This is a genomic window from Allochromatium tepidum (assembly GCF_018409545.1).
In the GTDB taxonomy this organism is placed as follows: Bacteria; Pseudomonadota; Gammaproteobacteria; order Chromatiales; family Chromatiaceae; genus Thermochromatium; species Thermochromatium tepidum_A.
This window is the reverse complement of the sequence record NZ_AP024563.1, coordinates 1,797,932-1,814,653: the sequence shown is the minus strand read 5'-3', so window position 1 is coordinate 1,814,653 and position 16,722 is coordinate 1,797,932. Positions and strand designations below refer to the sequence as shown.

The following is a 16,722-nucleotide window of genomic DNA, read 5'->3' as shown; positions in this document are numbered from 1 at the left end:
GGGCAAAGGCCATCAGGACACGGCGGCCAGACGCACCGCTTCGTCGACGTCGACGCTGACCAGACGCGACACACCCGGCTCGTGCATGGTCACGCCCATCAGGTGGTGGGCGATCTCCATCGTCACCTTGTTGTGGCTGATGAAGATGAACTGCACCTGCTCCGACATCGCGCGCACCAGCTCGCAGAAGCGCCCGACATTGGCGTCGTCGAGCGGGGCGTCGACCTCGTCGAGCATACAGAAGGGCGCCGGGTTGAGCTGGAAGATGGCGAACACCAGGGCCACGGCGGTCAGGGCCTTCTCGCCGCCCGAGAGCAGATGGATGCTGGAGTTGCGCTTGCCGGGCGGGCGCGCCATGACGCTCACCCCGGTTTCGAGCAGATCCTCGTCGGTCAGTTCCAGATAGGCCTGTCCGCCGCCGAACAGACGCGGAAAGAGCTGCTGGAAGCCCTGATCGACCTGCTCATAGGTCTCTTTGAAACGGCTGCGTGTCTCGCGGTCGATCTTGCGGATCGCCTGCTCCAGGGTCTCCAGCGAACGGGCGATGTCGTCGTACTGGGCGTCGAGGTAGGTCTTGCGTTCGGACTGTTCCTTGAATTCATCGACGGCGGCCAGGTTGACCGCACCCAGACGCTGGATGCGCGCGGTGACCTTGCTCAGTTCTTCTTGCCGGACGGTCTCGGTCGCTGCCGGATCGAGTGATTCCAGGATCGCGCCCTGGCTGGCGCCGAGTTCTGCAAACTGTTCTTCCAGTGTGCGCTGGCGGACCAGGCGTTCCTGACGTTCCAGACGCAGGGCGTCCAGGCCGCGCTGATGGGTCTGGAGTTCCTGCTCGGCACGCTGACGGGCCTGCTCCAGTGTACGGACCTCGGTCTCCAGGGTTTCGCGCCGTTGGCGGGCTTTCTGCAATTCGTCCTCGACCTCGACGCGGCGCACCAGATGTTCGTCGAGCCGTTCGCGCTGCTCGGCCAGCGGTTCGACGCCCTCCTCCAGCGCGGCGATCAGTTCATCGCGACGGTCGAGCAACTGGGTCTGCTGGGTCTGGGCGCGCGTCCGGCTCTGGCGGGTCGCCTCGCGCGCGGCGCGGTTGGACTCGACCCGGATGCGCAGGGACTGCGTCCGGTCGCGGCAGGCACGTTCGCGCTCACGGCTCTCGGCGACCTGGGTGCGCAGACGGGTGCGTTCCTGTTCCAGCGTGACCCGCTGTTCGGCCAGGGTCTCCATCCGATCGAGCCAGTCGTGCAGACGTTCGCGCGTGTCTTCCATCTCGGTGAGTGATTCGGCGCTCTGGCGCTCCAGATCGGACCATTCCTCGTCGAGTGCGCGTCGACGCTCGGACTGATGCTCGACGCGCGTGCGCAGGGCGCTCAGTTCGGAGCGCAGAGCCGAGCGTTCGCGTTCCAGACCGGTCAGCTCGGATTCGAGCGCGAGTCGGCGTTGTTCGGAGTCGGTGCGCGCGTCGCGGAGTTCGATCTCTTCGTCGAGCCGCTCGGCCTCCTCGTCGGCGAGCGCGGCCAGCTCGGATTCGAGCGCGGCGATGGTCTCGGCACGTTCCAGCACGCCCGAGGCGCCGTCGCGCTCCGGGACGCGCAGCCAGTGACGACCGACCTCAATGCCTTCGGGCGTGATCAGGGTCGCGTCGCGGCTCAGATCATGACGGGCCGCCAGCGCCTCGCGCAGATGGGCGACCGTGTGCGTCGGGCCGAGCAGTCCGACGATCGGCCAGGGCGACTGGGCGCGCTGACCGAGCCGCCGGTATCCGGTCTCGATCTCGGGATCAGGGACGGGATCGCCCACCGTTTCGAGCAACACCAGACCGGGCGGCAGTTCGTCGGCGTCCGCCACGACCGCGTCCAGAGCCTCGACCGTCACGGCGCGCAGGGCCTGTCCAAGCCGGATCTCGACCGCGCGCTCCCAACCCGGTTCGACTTTGAGCTGCTCGACCAGACGCGCCGCACCCGCCAGTCCCCGGCGCATCAGCCAGTCGCGGCGCTCGACGTCGGTATCGGCCAGCGCCGATTCCTGGAGCGCCGTCAGCGAGGCCAGACGTCCCTTGGCTTCGCGCAGACGGGTGCGGACCTGATCGAGCGTATCGGCCAGCGTGCGCAGTGCGGTCTCATGTCCGGCCAGGGACTCGAGTACCGCGTCGCGCTCGTCTTCCAGGGCCGTGATCCGCTCGTCGAGCACGGATTCGCGCTCGCTCAATTCCTCCAGCCGTGCCGAGACGTCGGATTCATCCAGCCGCGCGCGTTCCTCCTCGATCCGGCGCCGACGCTCGCGCTCGCGTCCCTGGGCCTGCTCCAGCGCCGTGAGTCGGGCACGTTCCAGCTGCGCCTGCTCGGATGGACGCGCGGCCACGGCGTTGAAGACGTCCCACTCGGCTTCCCAGGACTTGAGCTGGTCTTCGAGCGTCATGAGCGCACCCGTCGCCTCCGACAGCTCGGACTCGGCCTGTTCCAACTGAGGTTCGTCCTCGGCGAGCGCGCGCTCGATCTCGGTCAGACGCTCGCGGTCGCGCTCCAGATGCTGCCCGGCCTCATAGAGCTCCTGATCGAGCCGCACCAGCTCGGCCTCGCGCCGACCGCGTTCCTCATTGGCGAACCGGATGGCCTGCTCGGCGCGGGCGATCTCGGCGCCGACGGCGTAATAGCGCCCCTGGATCTCGTTGAAGTCGTCGGAAGCGGCGTTGTACGCCTCGCGCTTGGACTCGATCTCGGCCTCCAGCCGCCGCTGTTCGGCCAGACCGGCCTCAACCCGGTTCTCGGCCTCGGCCAGACGTCGGCTCAGCGCCTGGAGTTCATCGTCGAGCGCGCGCCAGCGCAACGCCTTGAGTTCCAGATCCAGACGGCGTTCCTCGGCGCGCAACTGGGTGTATTTCTCGGCCGTCGCCGCCTGACGCTCCAGATGCAGCAACTGCTTACCGACTTCATCGCGCACGTCGTTGAGCCGGTCGAGATTCTCGCGCGTGTGGCGCATCCGGTTTTCGGTCTCGCGCCGACGCTCCTTGTACTTGGAGATCCCCGCCGCCTCTTCCAGAAACAGCCGCAGATCCTCCGGACGCGCCTCGATGATGCGCGAGATCATCCCCTGCTCGATGATGGCGTAGGAACGCGGCCCGAGTCCGGTGCCGAGGAACAGATCCTGGATGTCGCGGCGCCGACAGCGCGTGCCGTTCAGGAAGTAGCTGGACTGACCGTCACGCGCGACCTGACGCTTGACCGAGATCTGATCGAAGGCGGCGTACTCGCCCCCGGCCCCGCCGTCGCTGTTGTCGAAGATCAGCTCGATGCTCGCCACGCCGACCGGCTTGCGCCCGGTGCTGCCGTTGAAGATGACGTCGGCCATGGATTCGCCGCGCAGCATCTTGGCCGAGGACTCGCCCATCACCCAGCGCACCGCGTCGATGACGTTGGACTTGCCGCAACCGTTCGGGCCGACGATGCCGACCAGATTGCTCGGAAAATGCACGGTCGTCGGATCGACGAAGGATTTGAAGCCGGCGAGCTTGATGCGCTCGAGTCTCATCGGTGCGGTCTTGGATTCCAGTGGGTTGAGGGCTTGGATGTTCGGACGTGGAGCATACCTTGCATGGTCGAATGTCTCCAGCCGCGACGTCCATGGGCACGACTTCCTCCGACGACAGCGCGCGCGCCGTTCGGCCGCCGGTCTCGTCCAGGCTCGGACGCCGATTGCAGTTGTGTTACCTTTCGCGCGCTCGATTCCAAACACAACGACAAGAGGCTTCCGATGCGCCTGTCCGCTCTGAAATCCCTGGCCGCCACCCTGGCGCTGACCACGGCCCCCCTGGTGTCGGCCTATGACCTGCCGGCCGTCAATCTCGGCTTCACCAGCTTCCTCGATGGCGGACCGCCGGCCGGTCCGGGCTGGTATGCCCAGCAATACTTCCAGGTCTACCGTCAGGGGCGTCTCAAGGATGCCGCCGGCGACGACCTGCGCCTGCCGACCGGGCGCGGTCTCGAAAAGGCCGAGGTGGACGTCAACGTCAGTCTGACGCAACTGCTCTATTCGTCGGATCAGGAACTGCTCCTGGGCGGCAAATGGGGTTTGAACCTCATGCTGCCGATCGTCGGCTTCGATATCGATCCGGGCGACAATCCGGCCCTCTCGACCAACAGCGGCAATCTCGGTGATCTGCTGATCGGCCCCTTCCTGCAATGGGATCCCGTCATGGGTCCGAACGGACCGCGCTTCATGCAGCGCATCGAGTTGCAGATGCTCCTGCCGACCGGGGCCTATGACCCCGATCATGCGCTCAATCCGGGCAGCAACGTCTTCTCCTTCAATCCCTACTGGGCGGCGACCTTCTTCATCGATCCCAAGTGGACAGTCTCCTGGCGTCTGCACTATCTCTGGAACGCCGAGAACTCGGACCCCAACAGTGCGCTTCAGGCCGACGACTCACAGGCCGGTCAGGCCATCCATCTGAACTTCGCCAGCGCCTACGAGGTCATCCCCAACCGTCTGCGGCTCGGTATCAACGGCTACTATCTCAAGCAAATCACCGAGAGCAAGGTCGATGGGCGCGAGCTGTCGGACAGCAAGGAGCAGGTACTCGGCATCGGGCCGGGGCTCGTCTATCACGTCTCCAGGCACGATCATCTGTTCGCCAATCTCTATTGGGAGACCCTGGCCGAGAATCGGCCCGAGGGGGCGCGACTGAATCTGCGCTACGTGCATCACTTCTGATGCCGCCCTCCGCCAGCCGCGCGGCCGGTCATGAGCGATCGCGCATCGTCGTGGCTGGCTGGGATTCAAGGGCGGCGGCGCGCGTCCCGGCCGGCATCGCGCCTCCGGGCAAGAGAAAGGCCAGGGCGCCGAGCAGTAAGGTGCTCCCGAGCAGGAACAGATGCAGATTGACCGCCCCGGCCAGCGCCGGCTTCGGATCGACCCCGAGCGGCGCCAAGGCCGCGACCGCCGCCAGCTCGTAGCTGCCGGACCCGGCGATGCCGTGGAAGGGCAGCACACTGGAGAGCTCGGCCCCCATGACCCCGGCCAGCAGTCGCCAGACATCGATCGGCAGGAAGAACCTGAGCAGACTGGTGAAGGCGACGAACTTCAGGCTCCAGATCAGCGCCGTCCAGCCATAGACGCGCGCGATCAGCCGGGGATCGCCGGGCGCGGCCTGGAGCACCCGACGCAGGATCGAGCGCAGACGTCCAGCGCCGGCCAGTCTGACCGACTCACCCATCCAGGACAGCAGGATCAGGACGCCGAGTCCCGCGATCCAGAGTCCGCCCGCCGGCCACCAGAGCCAGGACGGATGCCCGAGCTGGAGGATCAGCAGCCCGATCAGGGCCAGGAAATGCAGATCGAGCAGCCGGATCCAGACCAGTGCAGCCGCCGAGTCCAGCAGCCCCTGCCCGAAATAGCGACGCATCAACCAGGGAAAGACCAGCTCGCCGGCACGCATCGGCAGCAGGTTGTTGGCCGTATTGTGCAGGATGGTCAGCCGCAGCACGGCCGGGAAGCGACCGGCCAGACGCGCGCCGAAATAGTCGCTCACCCGCACCGCGCGTAACCCATAGCTCAGGGCCGTGAGCAGGAACAGCCAGGCGAGCAGCCAGGGCGAGAGTTCGCGCCAGGGCGCCAGCAACGGCCCCCAGCCGACCAGGAACTCGACCGCGACCACCAGGGCCAGCAACAGCGCGCCGCCGAGCAGCCAGTCGCGGATTCGCCCCAGACGCAAGGCGCCCATTCGAGCGTCCGGATCAACCATGCTTGCGCTTCTTACGCTTGGGCGGATAGATGGAGGCTTCCCCCGGCGGGCGAGTCTTGAAGCGACGATGGACCCATAAGTATTGCTCCGGCATCTCGCGCAGACGTGACTCGATGACCTGATTCATGCGCGCGGTGTCGCGCTCCGGATCGCCGCTCGGGAAGTCGTCGAGCGGCGGATCGAAGGTCAGCTCCAACCCGCGTCCCCAGGGCAGAAAACGGGGAAAGGTCGGGATGACAACAGCGTTCGTCATGGCCGCGAAACGTCCGAGCATGGGCACGGTCGAGGCGGGGATACCGCAGAACGGGACGAAGATCCCACGCCGTCCGCCGTCCTGATCCGGCAGGTATAGAAAGGGCGTACCGCGCTTGATCTCGCGCACCAGACCACGCAGATCGTCCTGACGCTCGACCGAGAGACCGCCGAACCGTCCGCGTGTGCGCTTGACATGGTGCTCGACCACCGAATTGCGGATCCTTTGGTACATGCAGATGCCCGAATGCACCAGTCCGGAAAAGGTCTGGCCGCCCAGTTCCAGTCCAACGAAATGCGGCAATAGGATGATCACAGGTCGCCCCTCGGCGATACAGGCATCGACACGCTCACGGTGGCGCAGATGCGTCAGACGCGCCAGACGTGCGCGCGAGGCGCTCCAGCCGACGCCCTGACAGAACGCCGCCACACCGAGCCAGCCGAAATGGGCGCGCAGCAGACGTTCGCGCTCGGCGGGCGTGATCTCGGGCAGGCACAGTTCCAGATTACGCCGTGCGACCAGACGTCGCGAACCGGCCAACCAATACCCGAGGCGTCCGAACACCGAGCCGAGCGCCCACAGCAGCGGAAAGGGCAGCCGGCCCAGCGCCAGGATCAGCCACACCAACAACCAGCTCGGCCAGTGACGCGGATGCTGGAGCCTGGGGTCAGTTTTCGAACTTGAAAAAGATGTCGGCACCTTGACTCTCGCCGGTCTCGGTCTGGAGTTCGATGTGCTTGGAGAGGTCGTAGCGCAGCTTGACCTTGTTGGCCGTGTCGCCGAGTCCGCTTTCGTATTCCATGTAGATCTTGGGGGCGATATAGGTGCCGACCGCCAGCCCGGCCTGATCGTTACGGTCGTTGGACGAGGGCGGGATGCCGGTCATCAGATATTTGGTGATGTCGGCTTGGGTCAGACCCGGATCGCTGTCGGAGAAGAAGGTCATCTTGGGATTGCGCAGGGTGCCGACCACCCGCACCCCGGCGGTGGTGTCGCCGCCCTCGCGCTCGGCCTGGAGCAGCAGGCCCGGATTGTCGATCGGACTCTTGGCATAGATGAGCCGGCCCTGGGTGATGTTGAGCGGTGCGCCCAGTTCGGCGGCGATGCCGAAGCCGCCGGTCAGACGGTATTGGCCCTCGGTGATCTGCAACTGACCGTCGCCCAGCATCTCGCGCCCCGGTTCCTGCAGCACACGCAGGGCGCCGGAGAGCCGCCCGCGCACACCGAAGCCGTCGATCGTGACCTCGTCGCCGAGCACCAGACGCAGATCGAGCCTGACCGGGAAGGGATCGCTGGGCTGCGTGGTCTTGAGCACCACGTCGCTCGATGGCGAGACGGTGCCCTCCGGCAACGAGCGCGGGCGGATGCGTGCCTCGGGGATGCGGATCTCGCCGCCGACCACGGCCCCGTCGGCATTCACCTCGATGTCGATCGCGGGCGAGAGCCGCACGAAGTATTCCCTGGTGTCGGCGAGCTTGAGCCGGTTGCCCTCGATGTGGAGCTGCATCGCCGCATTCGTGCCCGTGCGTCCCTGGCCGGTCAGCTTCAGCTGGCGTCCGCCCAGACCGGCCTCGCCCCGGATGTCGAAGCGCTCGATCGAGGGCGCGTTGGCGCGGATGTTCATGTCCTCGACCTTGAGCGCGAGCAGCGGCAACTGGAAATGCACGCCCTTGATGTCCAGTCGGCCCGTGACGCCCGGACGGTCGAGGGTTCCGCTCAGACTCAGATCCGTCCGAACCCCACCCTTGAGTCCGCTGATGTCGGGCACCAGACCGGCCAGCGGCGCCAGATCGGGGATCTCGGCGCGCAGGCCGCCGCGCAGGGCCTGAGCCGGACGGGCCGGAGCGTCCAGCCGCCAGCCGGGCAGGCTCAGATCGCCCTGGATGCGCCCGAGTCCCTCGATCGGCAGTGCGAGCCGTGCCGAGAGTCCGGCCGTGCCCGACTCCAGCGTCAGACGGGTGTTGGAGAAATCCAGGCGTTCCTGTTTGCCCCGGCCCAGATCGAGTTTGAGACTCCCCTGAGGGATCTCGGCGGTGGCACTGCCGTTCAGAACGGCGCCATCGGCCTGGAAGCGCCCCTTGACCCGACCCGAACCCTCGGCACTCAGGGTATCCGGCAGGAAATCCTTGATCAGGGCGAAGTCGAGCCGGTCCAGATCCAGATCGGCGCTCCAGCGTCCGGCCCCGGTCTGCTCGAAGCCGATACAGCCGCCCGCGCCCTGGGCCTGACGCAGACACAGGGGGCCGGCAGCGATGCGTTCGCCCTCGAACTTCAGCGGCAGCGGACGCTGGAGCGACCATTGGCCCCAATCCCGGCTGTCAAGTTCCAGTCTCGACAGACGACCGTTGTAGGCGCCGCCCTCGGCGAGCGTGCCCGTGGCCTCCAGGTTGAGTCCGAGCGGCCGGCCCTGGAGCCGCGCCGAGAGCCGATGGTCCGACATCCGGCCATCGCCGCGCAGCTCGAACGCCGTCCAGCTCAGGCCGCCGGCCGCGAGATCGCGTCCCGTGAATTGGAGTGTGAAGCGTCCATTGGGCGCCAGATCCAGATCGGCCGTTCCACTCAATTCAGTCGCGCCGTTCTCGGCCAGGGCCAGACGCTCGCCGCTGAGGTCGAGCTTGAGGCGCGGCGCCTCGCGCGTCCCCTCGACGCGACCCGTGGCCTTCAGACGCCCGCGCGCCTCGGGCCACAGATTCGCCAGATCGGGCGAATCCAGCTCGAAGCCGAGATCCAGACTTTGTTCGATGTGTCCGTCCAGGTTCAGCCGGCTCGGACCGGAGGACGCGCTCAGACGCTCGATCTGGAGACGCTCACCCTCCATGCGCACACGACCGCCGGCCGCCAGTGGATAATCGCGCAGACGTCCGCTCAGCTCCTCGATGACCGCCGTCCATTCCGGGCGCCCCTCCGCGTCGATCCGGCCCTGGCTGGTCAAGCGTCCGTCGATGCGCCCCGGCCAGTCGGGGACATGGGCGCCCGGATTCAAGCCGGTCGCGCGCAGGCTCAGATCCCAGGCCGGTTCCGGTGCCCAGCTCAGGCGGCCCGCCCCCTCCAGACGACCGTCGAGCGTGTCGAGCGCGAAGGATTCGAGCCGGGTACCTGTAGCCGTGCCCTGCCCGGCCACCTCGAGGGCGGTGTTCGGAATACTGGGACCGGCGACCCGCCCGGACAGCCGATAGTCGAAGGACTCGAAGCTCCCCGAGGCCTTCAATGCGCCCTCGGCCGATTCGGCGACCGGGTCGCCGCTCAACGGCCAGCGCAGCCCCTTCCAGTCGCCCTCCAGCGCGAATCGGCCCGGCTCTTCGCTCAGATCCAGCTCGCCCTGGAGACGCAGATCGGCCGTCGAGACCTGCTCGGTCAGCTCCAGCGCGCGCACATTCAGTCGGTCCTCCTTCCACAGCAGATCGAGCACCAGGGCGAGCCGTCCCAGATCGGGCCGGTCCGGCGCATGGACCGCGAGCGAACCCGAAAGCGCCGCCTCGTCGAGCGTGCCCGTTGTCGTGAGCCGCGCCTGGGCCTCGATCGGCGGCAGATCGGACTGGAAGGCCGGCAGATCGACCCGCGCGACCTCGATCCGGCCCTCCCAGCCCAGGGCGCCGAGCACATCCTTCACCTCGGCGGCGAGCTGAGCCTCGACCGGACCGCTCATAGCCTGAGTCAGTTCGAGCCGTTGCAGATCGCCGCTCACCGGCCCCTGACCGGCGAGACGTGCCTCGGGCGATAGATCCAGCGCCCAGGTGAGATCGAGCGCGAGCGGATAATCGCCGGTCAGGGTCGCCCGGCCCTGGAGACCGGCGCTCAAGGCGGGATCGAGCAGACGCGCCTCCAGGCGTCCCAGATCCAGTTCACCGCCGGCGAGACGGCTGTCGGTGAGTCGGGCCGATTCCAGGGCGAACAGCGGTTCATCGGCTCCCGTCCTCAGTATCCGCAAGCGCTCCAGACTCAGCTCGCCGACCTCGACGCCGAGCGGCAGCACGATCGCCGGCAGGGTCAGCGGCTCATCATCCTCGGCGCTCGGCCCCAGTGCCACGTCCAGATCGCGCACCGCCAAACGCCCGACGTCGAGCACACCGGACAGGAGCGCGCGCGGCGACCAGTCCAGTTCGAGCGTGCCGATGCGCAGCTCCAGTGTCGGCAGATGCAGCGTCACGTCCGACAATCGGAGACGGTCGAGCACACGCCCCTCGATCCGACCGACGCTCAGGGTCTCGGGCGCCAGACGCTGAGCCAGTTCCAGACCCCAGCGCAATCCGCTCTGGGTGCCGAGCAGGACGCCGAGTCCGGCCGCCGGCGTCAGGATCAGCGCCGGCACTGAACCGGCCAACCAGACGAGCCGGCGCCGGCGGCGCGGCTTGGAGGCCGGCGCGACCTGTTCCGGTTCGGTCTCGGGTGTCGTGGAGGGCTTGGTGTCGTCCATCGGTCGCGTGCTCGACTAGAGGTCCGGCCCGATGACGATATGCAGCCGGGCGGGCGGCGTGCCGTCGTCCGCGTCCTTGGAGATAGCGAAGGCCAGATCGAAACGCACCTGACCGATCGGCGAAGCCCAGCGCACGCCCAGGCCGACACTCTGGGCCAGCTCCTGTTCATAGTCGGGATCGAAGGCGTTGCCGAAATCGGTGAAGATCGCCGCGCTCCATGGCCCCTTGACGCGCCGTTCCAACTCCAGGCTGCCCACGGCCAGATAGCGCCCGCCGACCGTCTCGTCGGTCACGGGATCGTTCGGACCCAGGGCATCGAAACCCCAGCCGCGAATGGAGTTGTCGCCACCGGCATAGAAGCGCCGCCCCACCGGCAGGTCATCGACGCTGTCGGCCCAGGTCGCGCCCAGGTCGGTGCGGGTGATGAAGCGATAGTCGCGCGCGAAACGCCGCAACCATTTGAACTGGATCTGACCGCTCAGATAGGACGCCTCCGAGACCACGCCCTGCATGGCCCCGACCAGACTGTACTTGATCCGATAGCCGTCGTTGGTGAAGACCGGATCGTCGGCGACCGTCTTGGACCAGGAGATATTGGGCGCCAGTTCGTTCATGGCCCCCATCGAACTCTCGTTGATGTCGAGATCCTCATAGCGATAGTCGAGACCGAGGTTGCGCCGCCAGCCGCGCGCGTTCAGGGTCGAGTGTGCCGCCCGGATACTGTGGACCCAGCCCTGGCGCGTGGCCGTGTCATAGTAGGTCGAAACCGGTTTGACGACGATGTAGTCGCGGGTCGGATCCTGGATCGGGATGCGATAGTCCAGTTCCCATTGCGAAAGCGCGGGTGACAGGCTCAGCTCGGTGTTCAGCTTGTGGCCCTGAGAATTCAGATAACGGCGGCGGTAGTCCAGGGTCAGACGCGGCCCGACATCCGTGGCGAAGCCCAGACCGATACGGTACTTGTTGGCCTTGTTGCGCTGGGCCACGACCTCGATCGGCACCCGGTTGTCGGCATCGACCTCGTCCTTGAGCGGGATGATCTCGACATCGCTGTAGTATTCGCTGCCGAGCAGACGCCCCTGAAGTGCGAGCAGGACGTCCGGGTCGTAGACGTCGCCCGGCTCGAAACGGACATAGCGCGCGAGCAGACCCTCGTCGAGCAGATCCTGCTTGAAGCGCACGGCACCGAGCCGGTATTGCGGGCCGGTCTCCAGGTGGAAGTAGAGATGCGCCTCGTAGGCCAGGGGGTCGATCAGCACCTGATGACGATCGAGCCGATAGTCCAGATAGCCGGCCGAGGTCGCGGCATAGCGGAGGTCGGACTTGGCCTTCTCGTAGGCGGCGTGCAGGAGCACGTCCCCGGCCTTCATGGGAAAGGTCTTGGGGAAGACCGGATCGGCCGCGCCCTCGCCCGTGACCCGATAGTCGACCGTGGTGAGCCGCACCGGCTCGCCCGGCTCGATTCGATAGTGAGCGCGCCAGGTGCCCTCGCCATTGGCCGGACGGTCGAGCCGGTCCTCGATCCGCACCCGGTAGAGTCCGAAGGGCGCGAGCGCCTCGCGGATCTGATCCGGGGCGCGGCGATGCAGGGCCTCGACGCGCTCGGCGGTCAGATCGGTCTCCGCGCGCTCGTTGTAGATGCTCAGGAGCGCCAGGACATTGGCCTCGCGCTCGCCCCGGAGTCCTTCGACCTCGACCTCGAGTTTGAGCGCCCAGGCCGGCGCGGCGCCGAGCACACCGAGCGTCAGCAAGAACAGCAACCAGCCCTGTCGATGCCGCGCGACCCTCATTGCAGGGCCATAAAGCGCGCCGCGCCGAGCAGCGGGGTGTTGGGTTGCAGGATGACGCGCACCGGCATGCGTCGCATCAGCGAACCCATGCGCCCCTTGTCGAAAAAACCTTCCAAAAAGCCGCCCCGGCGCAGACAGTCCAGATTCTTCAGCGCGATGCCGCCGCCCAGATAGACCCCGCCGAGCGCCATGTGCTTGAGCGCGGCATTGCCCGCCTCGCGCCCATAGAGACGCATGAAGAGATTCAGGGTCTCGCGGCACAGCGGACAGCGATCTTCGGCGGCGGCCTGAGCGATGGTGGCCGCCGTGTCGCCGCCGGTGTCGATGGCCGCTTGCAGCCAGTCGGGTGCCTGAACGCCATGATGGAAGCGCAGGAAGTCGAACAGGTTGACGATCCCCGGACCCGAGACGACCCGCTCCCAGCTCACACGCCCGAAGCGGGACTTGAGATAGCTCAGGAGCGCAAACTCCAGGTCATCCGCCGGGGCGAAGTCCGAGTGTCCCCCCTCGGTGGCGAAGGCGTGATGACGCAGCCCGTCCCAGAACAGCCCGGCCTGCCCGAGTCCGGTCCCGGCGGCCACGACACAGGCGTTGCCCTGACTGCACGGATCGCCGGGATGGAGTTCGGCCAGATCGTCCGAGCCGAGGATGGGCACACCCCAGGCGACGGCCTCCAGATCGTTGAGCAGTTCCACGCAGGTCAGGCCCAGGCTCTGCTCCAGGGCCTCGGCGTCCAGCATCCAGGGCAGATTGGTCGTCTCGCAGCGCCGATCGTGCACCGGACCGGCGACGGCAAAGACGGCGAACCGGCATTTGGCGCCCGTTTCGAGCAGATAGCGCTGCACGATCTGATTGAGCGAGCCGAAGGAGGCGCTCGGATAGCGGCGGGTCTCGCCGAGCCACACGGAGCCGCCATCCGTCTCGGCCAGACCAAGGGCCGTCTTCGTGCCACCGATGTCACCTACCAACAAGCGCATATCCGGATCTCCAGTCACCAGGCGGCGAGCACGCCGTCGCCATCGGCGGGAATGAGGGGCCGCAATCAGTCGGCGGAGATCATAGCAAGATGTGCGCGCGGCGGCGAAATCACCGCATGGGTGCGTGCTGTCGAGACCCCCGCCCGAACCCGCAAGGGTACGGGCGGAAGCGCCGGGATCAAGCGCTAAAAGGCTTATTGGCTCTTGGTGCTCGACTGAGTGGCGGCGGGATAGGCATAGCCCGGATAGACGTAGCCTGGATAACCATAGACGGGAGCGCCGTAGACTGGAACACCCCAGCCATAGGGTGCGCCGTAGACACCGTAGGGATAGTAGCCGCCATAGTAGGGATAGCCGCCGTACCAGGGACCACCCCAGGGACCGCCCCAGGGACCATCCCAGGGACCGCCTCCCCAACCGAAGGGATTCCAGCCCCAGAAGGCATTGGCGGGCAAGGTGGCGAGTGCGGAGGCTCCGGCTAGGGCCGAGGCCAGAAGGAGTCGCTTCATCGTCATCTTCAGATCCTCCACATTGAGAAAACCCTTTGTACCCTGGGTCTCGGGTACGGCGGCATTCTAGCGACGCTTGGCAAGTCCCCACAAGACGAGTGTGCTACCGTTTAACCTTCGATGACGGCCAACGTATCCGAGCACGCGCCCCATGCCCCCCCAGTATCCCCTAATCCTCGTCGACGCCTCCGGCTATCTGTTCCGGGCCTATCACGCCCTGCCCAAGCTGACCAACTCGCTGGGCGAGCCGACCGGCGCCCTGGTCGGCGTGCTCAACATGCTGCGCAAGCTCATCGAGGATCATCGGCCCGAATACATCGGCGTGGTCTTCGATGCGGGCGGGCGCGGTTTCCGTCACGACCTCTATCCCGACTACAAGGCCAATCGGCCGGCGATGCCGGAGGATCTGCGCGACCAGATCGAGCCGCTGCTGGCGATCATCCGCGCCATGGGGCTGCCGTTGCTGGTCGTGCCTGGGGTCGAGGCCGACGACGTGATCGGCACCCTGGCCACGCAAGCGGCGGCGGCGGGTCTGCCGACCCTGATCTCGACCGGGGACAAGGATCTGGCGCAACTGGTCGGCGAGCATGTGACCCTGATCAACACCATGACCGGCCTAGTACTCGATCCGGATGGGGTGCGCGAGAAGTTCGGCGTGCCGCCCGAGCGCATCGTCGACTATCTGGCCCTGATGGGCGACAGCGTGGACAACGTCCCCGGCGTGCCCAAGTGCGGACCCAAGACGGCGGTCAAGTGGATCGCGGAATATGGCGATCTCGATGGGGTCATGGCCCAGGCCGACACGGTCAAGGGCAAGATCGGCGAGTCGCTGCGCGCCGTTCTCGATCGGCTGCCGCTGGCGCGCGACCTCGCCACCATCAAGCGTGATGTCGCGCTCGATTTCGGGCCGACCGATCTGCGCCCCACTCCGCCGGACGTCGAGACGCTGCGCAACTGGTACGAGCGACTGGAATCGCGCCGTCTGCCGGCCACACTCGATGGTGTCGGCGTCGCCGGCGCGCCGACCGCTGCACGCTCGCACGAGGCTGAGCACTCGACGGAGTCCAAGGCCGGCGCCGAACCCCAGTACGAGCTGATACTGACCGAAGCGGCTCTGGATGACTGGCTGAGTCGCCTGCGAACGGCGGAACTCTTCGCTTTTGATACCGAGACCACCGCGCTCGACGCCATGCAGGCCGAGCTGGTCGGCGTCTCGTTCGCGCTCGAACCGGGGCACGCGGCCTATGTCCCGCTCGCGCATGTCTATCCTGGCGCACCCGAGCAGCTCGACCGCGACCGCGTCCTGGCCCGTCTGAAACCGCTGCTGGAAGACCCCGACCGCGCCAAGGTCGGCCAGAACCTCAAGTACGACATGAGCGTGCTCGCCCGCTACGACATCCAGTTGCGCGGCATCGCCCACGACACATTGCTCGCAAGCTATGTGCTCGACAGCACCGCGCGCCACGACCTGGACTCGCTGGCCAAGCGCTTTCTCGACCACGACACCATCCGCTTCGAGGACGTCGTCGGCAAGGGCGCCAAGCAGATCGGGTTCGATCAGGTGCCGCTGGAACAGGCCGGACCCTATGCCGCCGAGGATGCCGAGGTCACGCTGCGCCTGCACCGGGTCTTTCAGCCGCGTCTGGCCGCCGTGCCCACGCTCGAACGCCTCTATCGCGAGATCGAGATGCCGCTGGTGCCCGTGCTCTCGCGTCTGGAACGCGCCGGAGTGCGGATCGACAGCGCCCAGCTCGCCACCCAGAGCGCCGAACTGGCCCGCAAAATCCTCGAACTGGAGGAATCCGCCTACCGGGTCGCGGGCCGACGCTTCAATCTCGGTTCGCCCAAGCAGATCGGCGCCATCTTATTCGACGAGCTGGGTCTGCCGGTGGTCGCCAAGACGCCCAAGGGCGCACCCTCGACCTCCGAGGACGTCCTCGAACGGCTGGCCGCCGACGGTCACGAGCTGCCTCGGATCATCCTCGACCATCGCGGACTGTCCAAGCTCAGGTCGACCTATACCGACAAGCTGCCGCGCATGGTCGACCCCGACACCGGGCGCGTCCACACCTCCTATCATCAGGCGGTCACGGCCACCGGACGGCTGTCGTCGAGCGATCCCAACCTCCAGAACATCCCGATCCGCACTGAGGAAGGCCGACGCATCCGCCGCGCCTTCGTCGCCGCACCCGGTCATCGTCTGCTCGCCGCCGACTATTCGCAGATCGAACTGCGGATCATGGCCCATCTCTCGGGCGACGAACGCCTGCTCGCCGCCTTCGCCGGCGGTCAGGACATCCATCGCGCCACCGCCGCCGAGATCCTGGGACTGGCGCCTGAGGATGTCACCAGCGAACAGCGCCGCTCGGCCAAGGCCATCAACTTCGGGCTCATCTACGGCATGTCGGCGTTCGGACTCGCCCGTCAGCTCGGCATCGAACGCGGCGCAGCCCAGGAGTACGTCGACCGCTATTTCGAGCGCTATCCGGGCGTGCGCGACTTCATGGACCGCACCCGCCGGCAGGCGCGCGAGGACGGCTATGTCGAGACGCTCTTCGGTCGCCGGCTGCACCTGCCCGAGATCGGCCACGGCAACCAGGCCCGACGCGCCGCCGCCGAACGCACCGCCATCAATGCACCGATGCAGGGCACGGCCGCCGACATCATCAAGCGCGCCATGATCGCCGTCGACGCCTGGATCCAAGCCGAACGACCTGCGGTGCGGCTGATCATGCAGGTCCACGACGAGCTGGTGCTGGAGGTCGCCGAGTCGGCGATCGAGGAAACCCGGGTGCGGGTACGGGAGGCGATGGAGGCCGCCGCCGAACTGGCCGTGCCGCTGGTGGTGGACATCGGTGAGGGCGCGAACTGGGACGATGCGCACTGAGTCGAATTTCGCACACCTTCGCAGGAACCAAATCCGATCCCGGCAGTCGGAGTCTTCGAGCGAAACGGGACCGAACATCTCTCCCCCTGGATGACGGTCCCAAACCCCGGTCCCCCAAGCCGGGGCTTGTCCCCCCGAGGCCTCGACCCCAGAC

General features: G+C 67.0%; 9 protein-coding genes. 2 read left to right on the top strand and 7 right to left on the bottom strand.

Going from position 1 to position 16,722, the window contains the following annotated elements; genetic code table 11:
• Positions 1–12: 12 nt before the first annotated feature.
• Positions 13–3,525, bottom strand: a complete 3,513-nt coding sequence (gene smc / locus Atep_RS08765) for a chromosome segregation protein SMC (protein ID WP_213378118.1) — start codon at positions 3,523–3,525, stop codon at positions 13–15.
• Between the two features lie 222 nt (positions 3,526–3,747).
• Here smc and Atep_RS08760 point away from each other — a divergent pair, with 222 nt between their 5' ends.
• Positions 3,748–4,707 carry a SphA family protein gene (locus Atep_RS08760; RefSeq protein WP_213378109.1) on the top strand — a complete coding sequence of 320 codons (960 nt, stop codon included), beginning with the start codon at positions 3,748–3,750 and terminating at the stop codon, positions 4,705–4,707.
• Positions 4,708–4,735: 28 nt separating this feature from the next.
• On the opposite strand, the gene Atep_RS08755 is transcribed toward Atep_RS08760, so the two are convergent.
• The 6 genes from Atep_RS08755 to Atep_RS08730 form a co-directional block, all read right to left on the bottom strand.
• Positions 4,736–5,737, bottom strand: coding sequence for a lysylphosphatidylglycerol synthase transmembrane domain-containing protein (locus tag Atep_RS08755; protein WP_213378107.1), 1,002 nt, complete (start codon positions 5,735–5,737; stop codon positions 4,736–4,738).
• The gene (locus Atep_RS08750; RefSeq protein ID WP_473697679.1) at positions 5,730–6,614 is read right to left on the bottom strand and encodes a lysophospholipid acyltransferase family protein; all 885 of its coding nucleotides are present in this window, start codon (positions 6,612–6,614) and stop codon (positions 5,730–5,732) included. Before Atep_RS08750 ends, Atep_RS08755 begins: the two co-directional genes overlap by 8 nt.
• Positions 6,615–6,657: 43 nt before the next feature.
• Positions 6,658–10,404: a translocation/assembly module TamB domain-containing protein gene (locus Atep_RS08745; RefSeq protein WP_213378097.1), complete on the bottom strand. Its 3,747-nt coding sequence runs from the start codon at positions 10,402–10,404 to the stop codon at positions 6,658–6,660.
• A 15-nt stretch (positions 10,405–10,419) separates the two neighbouring features.
• Positions 10,420–12,195, bottom strand: a complete 1,776-nt coding sequence (locus Atep_RS08740; protein ID WP_213378089.1) for an autotransporter assembly complex protein TamA — start codon at positions 12,193–12,195, stop codon at positions 10,420–10,422.
• Positions 12,192–13,172, bottom strand: coding sequence for a glucokinase (gene glk, locus Atep_RS08735; RefSeq protein ID WP_213378082.1), 981 nt, complete (start codon positions 13,170–13,172; stop codon positions 12,192–12,194). Before glk ends, Atep_RS08740 begins: the two co-directional genes overlap by 4 nt.
• Before the next feature lie 194 nt (positions 13,173–13,366).
• Entirely contained in the window at positions 13,367–13,687 is a 321-nt protein-coding gene (locus Atep_RS08730; protein ID WP_213378081.1) for a sulfur globule protein CV3, read from the bottom strand.
• 145 nt (positions 13,688–13,832) lie between these two features.
• On the opposite strand from Atep_RS08730, the gene polA reads away from it, so the two are divergent.
• Entirely contained in the window at positions 13,833–16,568 is a 2,736-nt protein-coding gene (polA, locus tag Atep_RS08725; protein ID WP_213378079.1) for a DNA polymerase I, read from the top strand.
• Positions 16,569–16,722 lie beyond the last annotated feature (154 nt).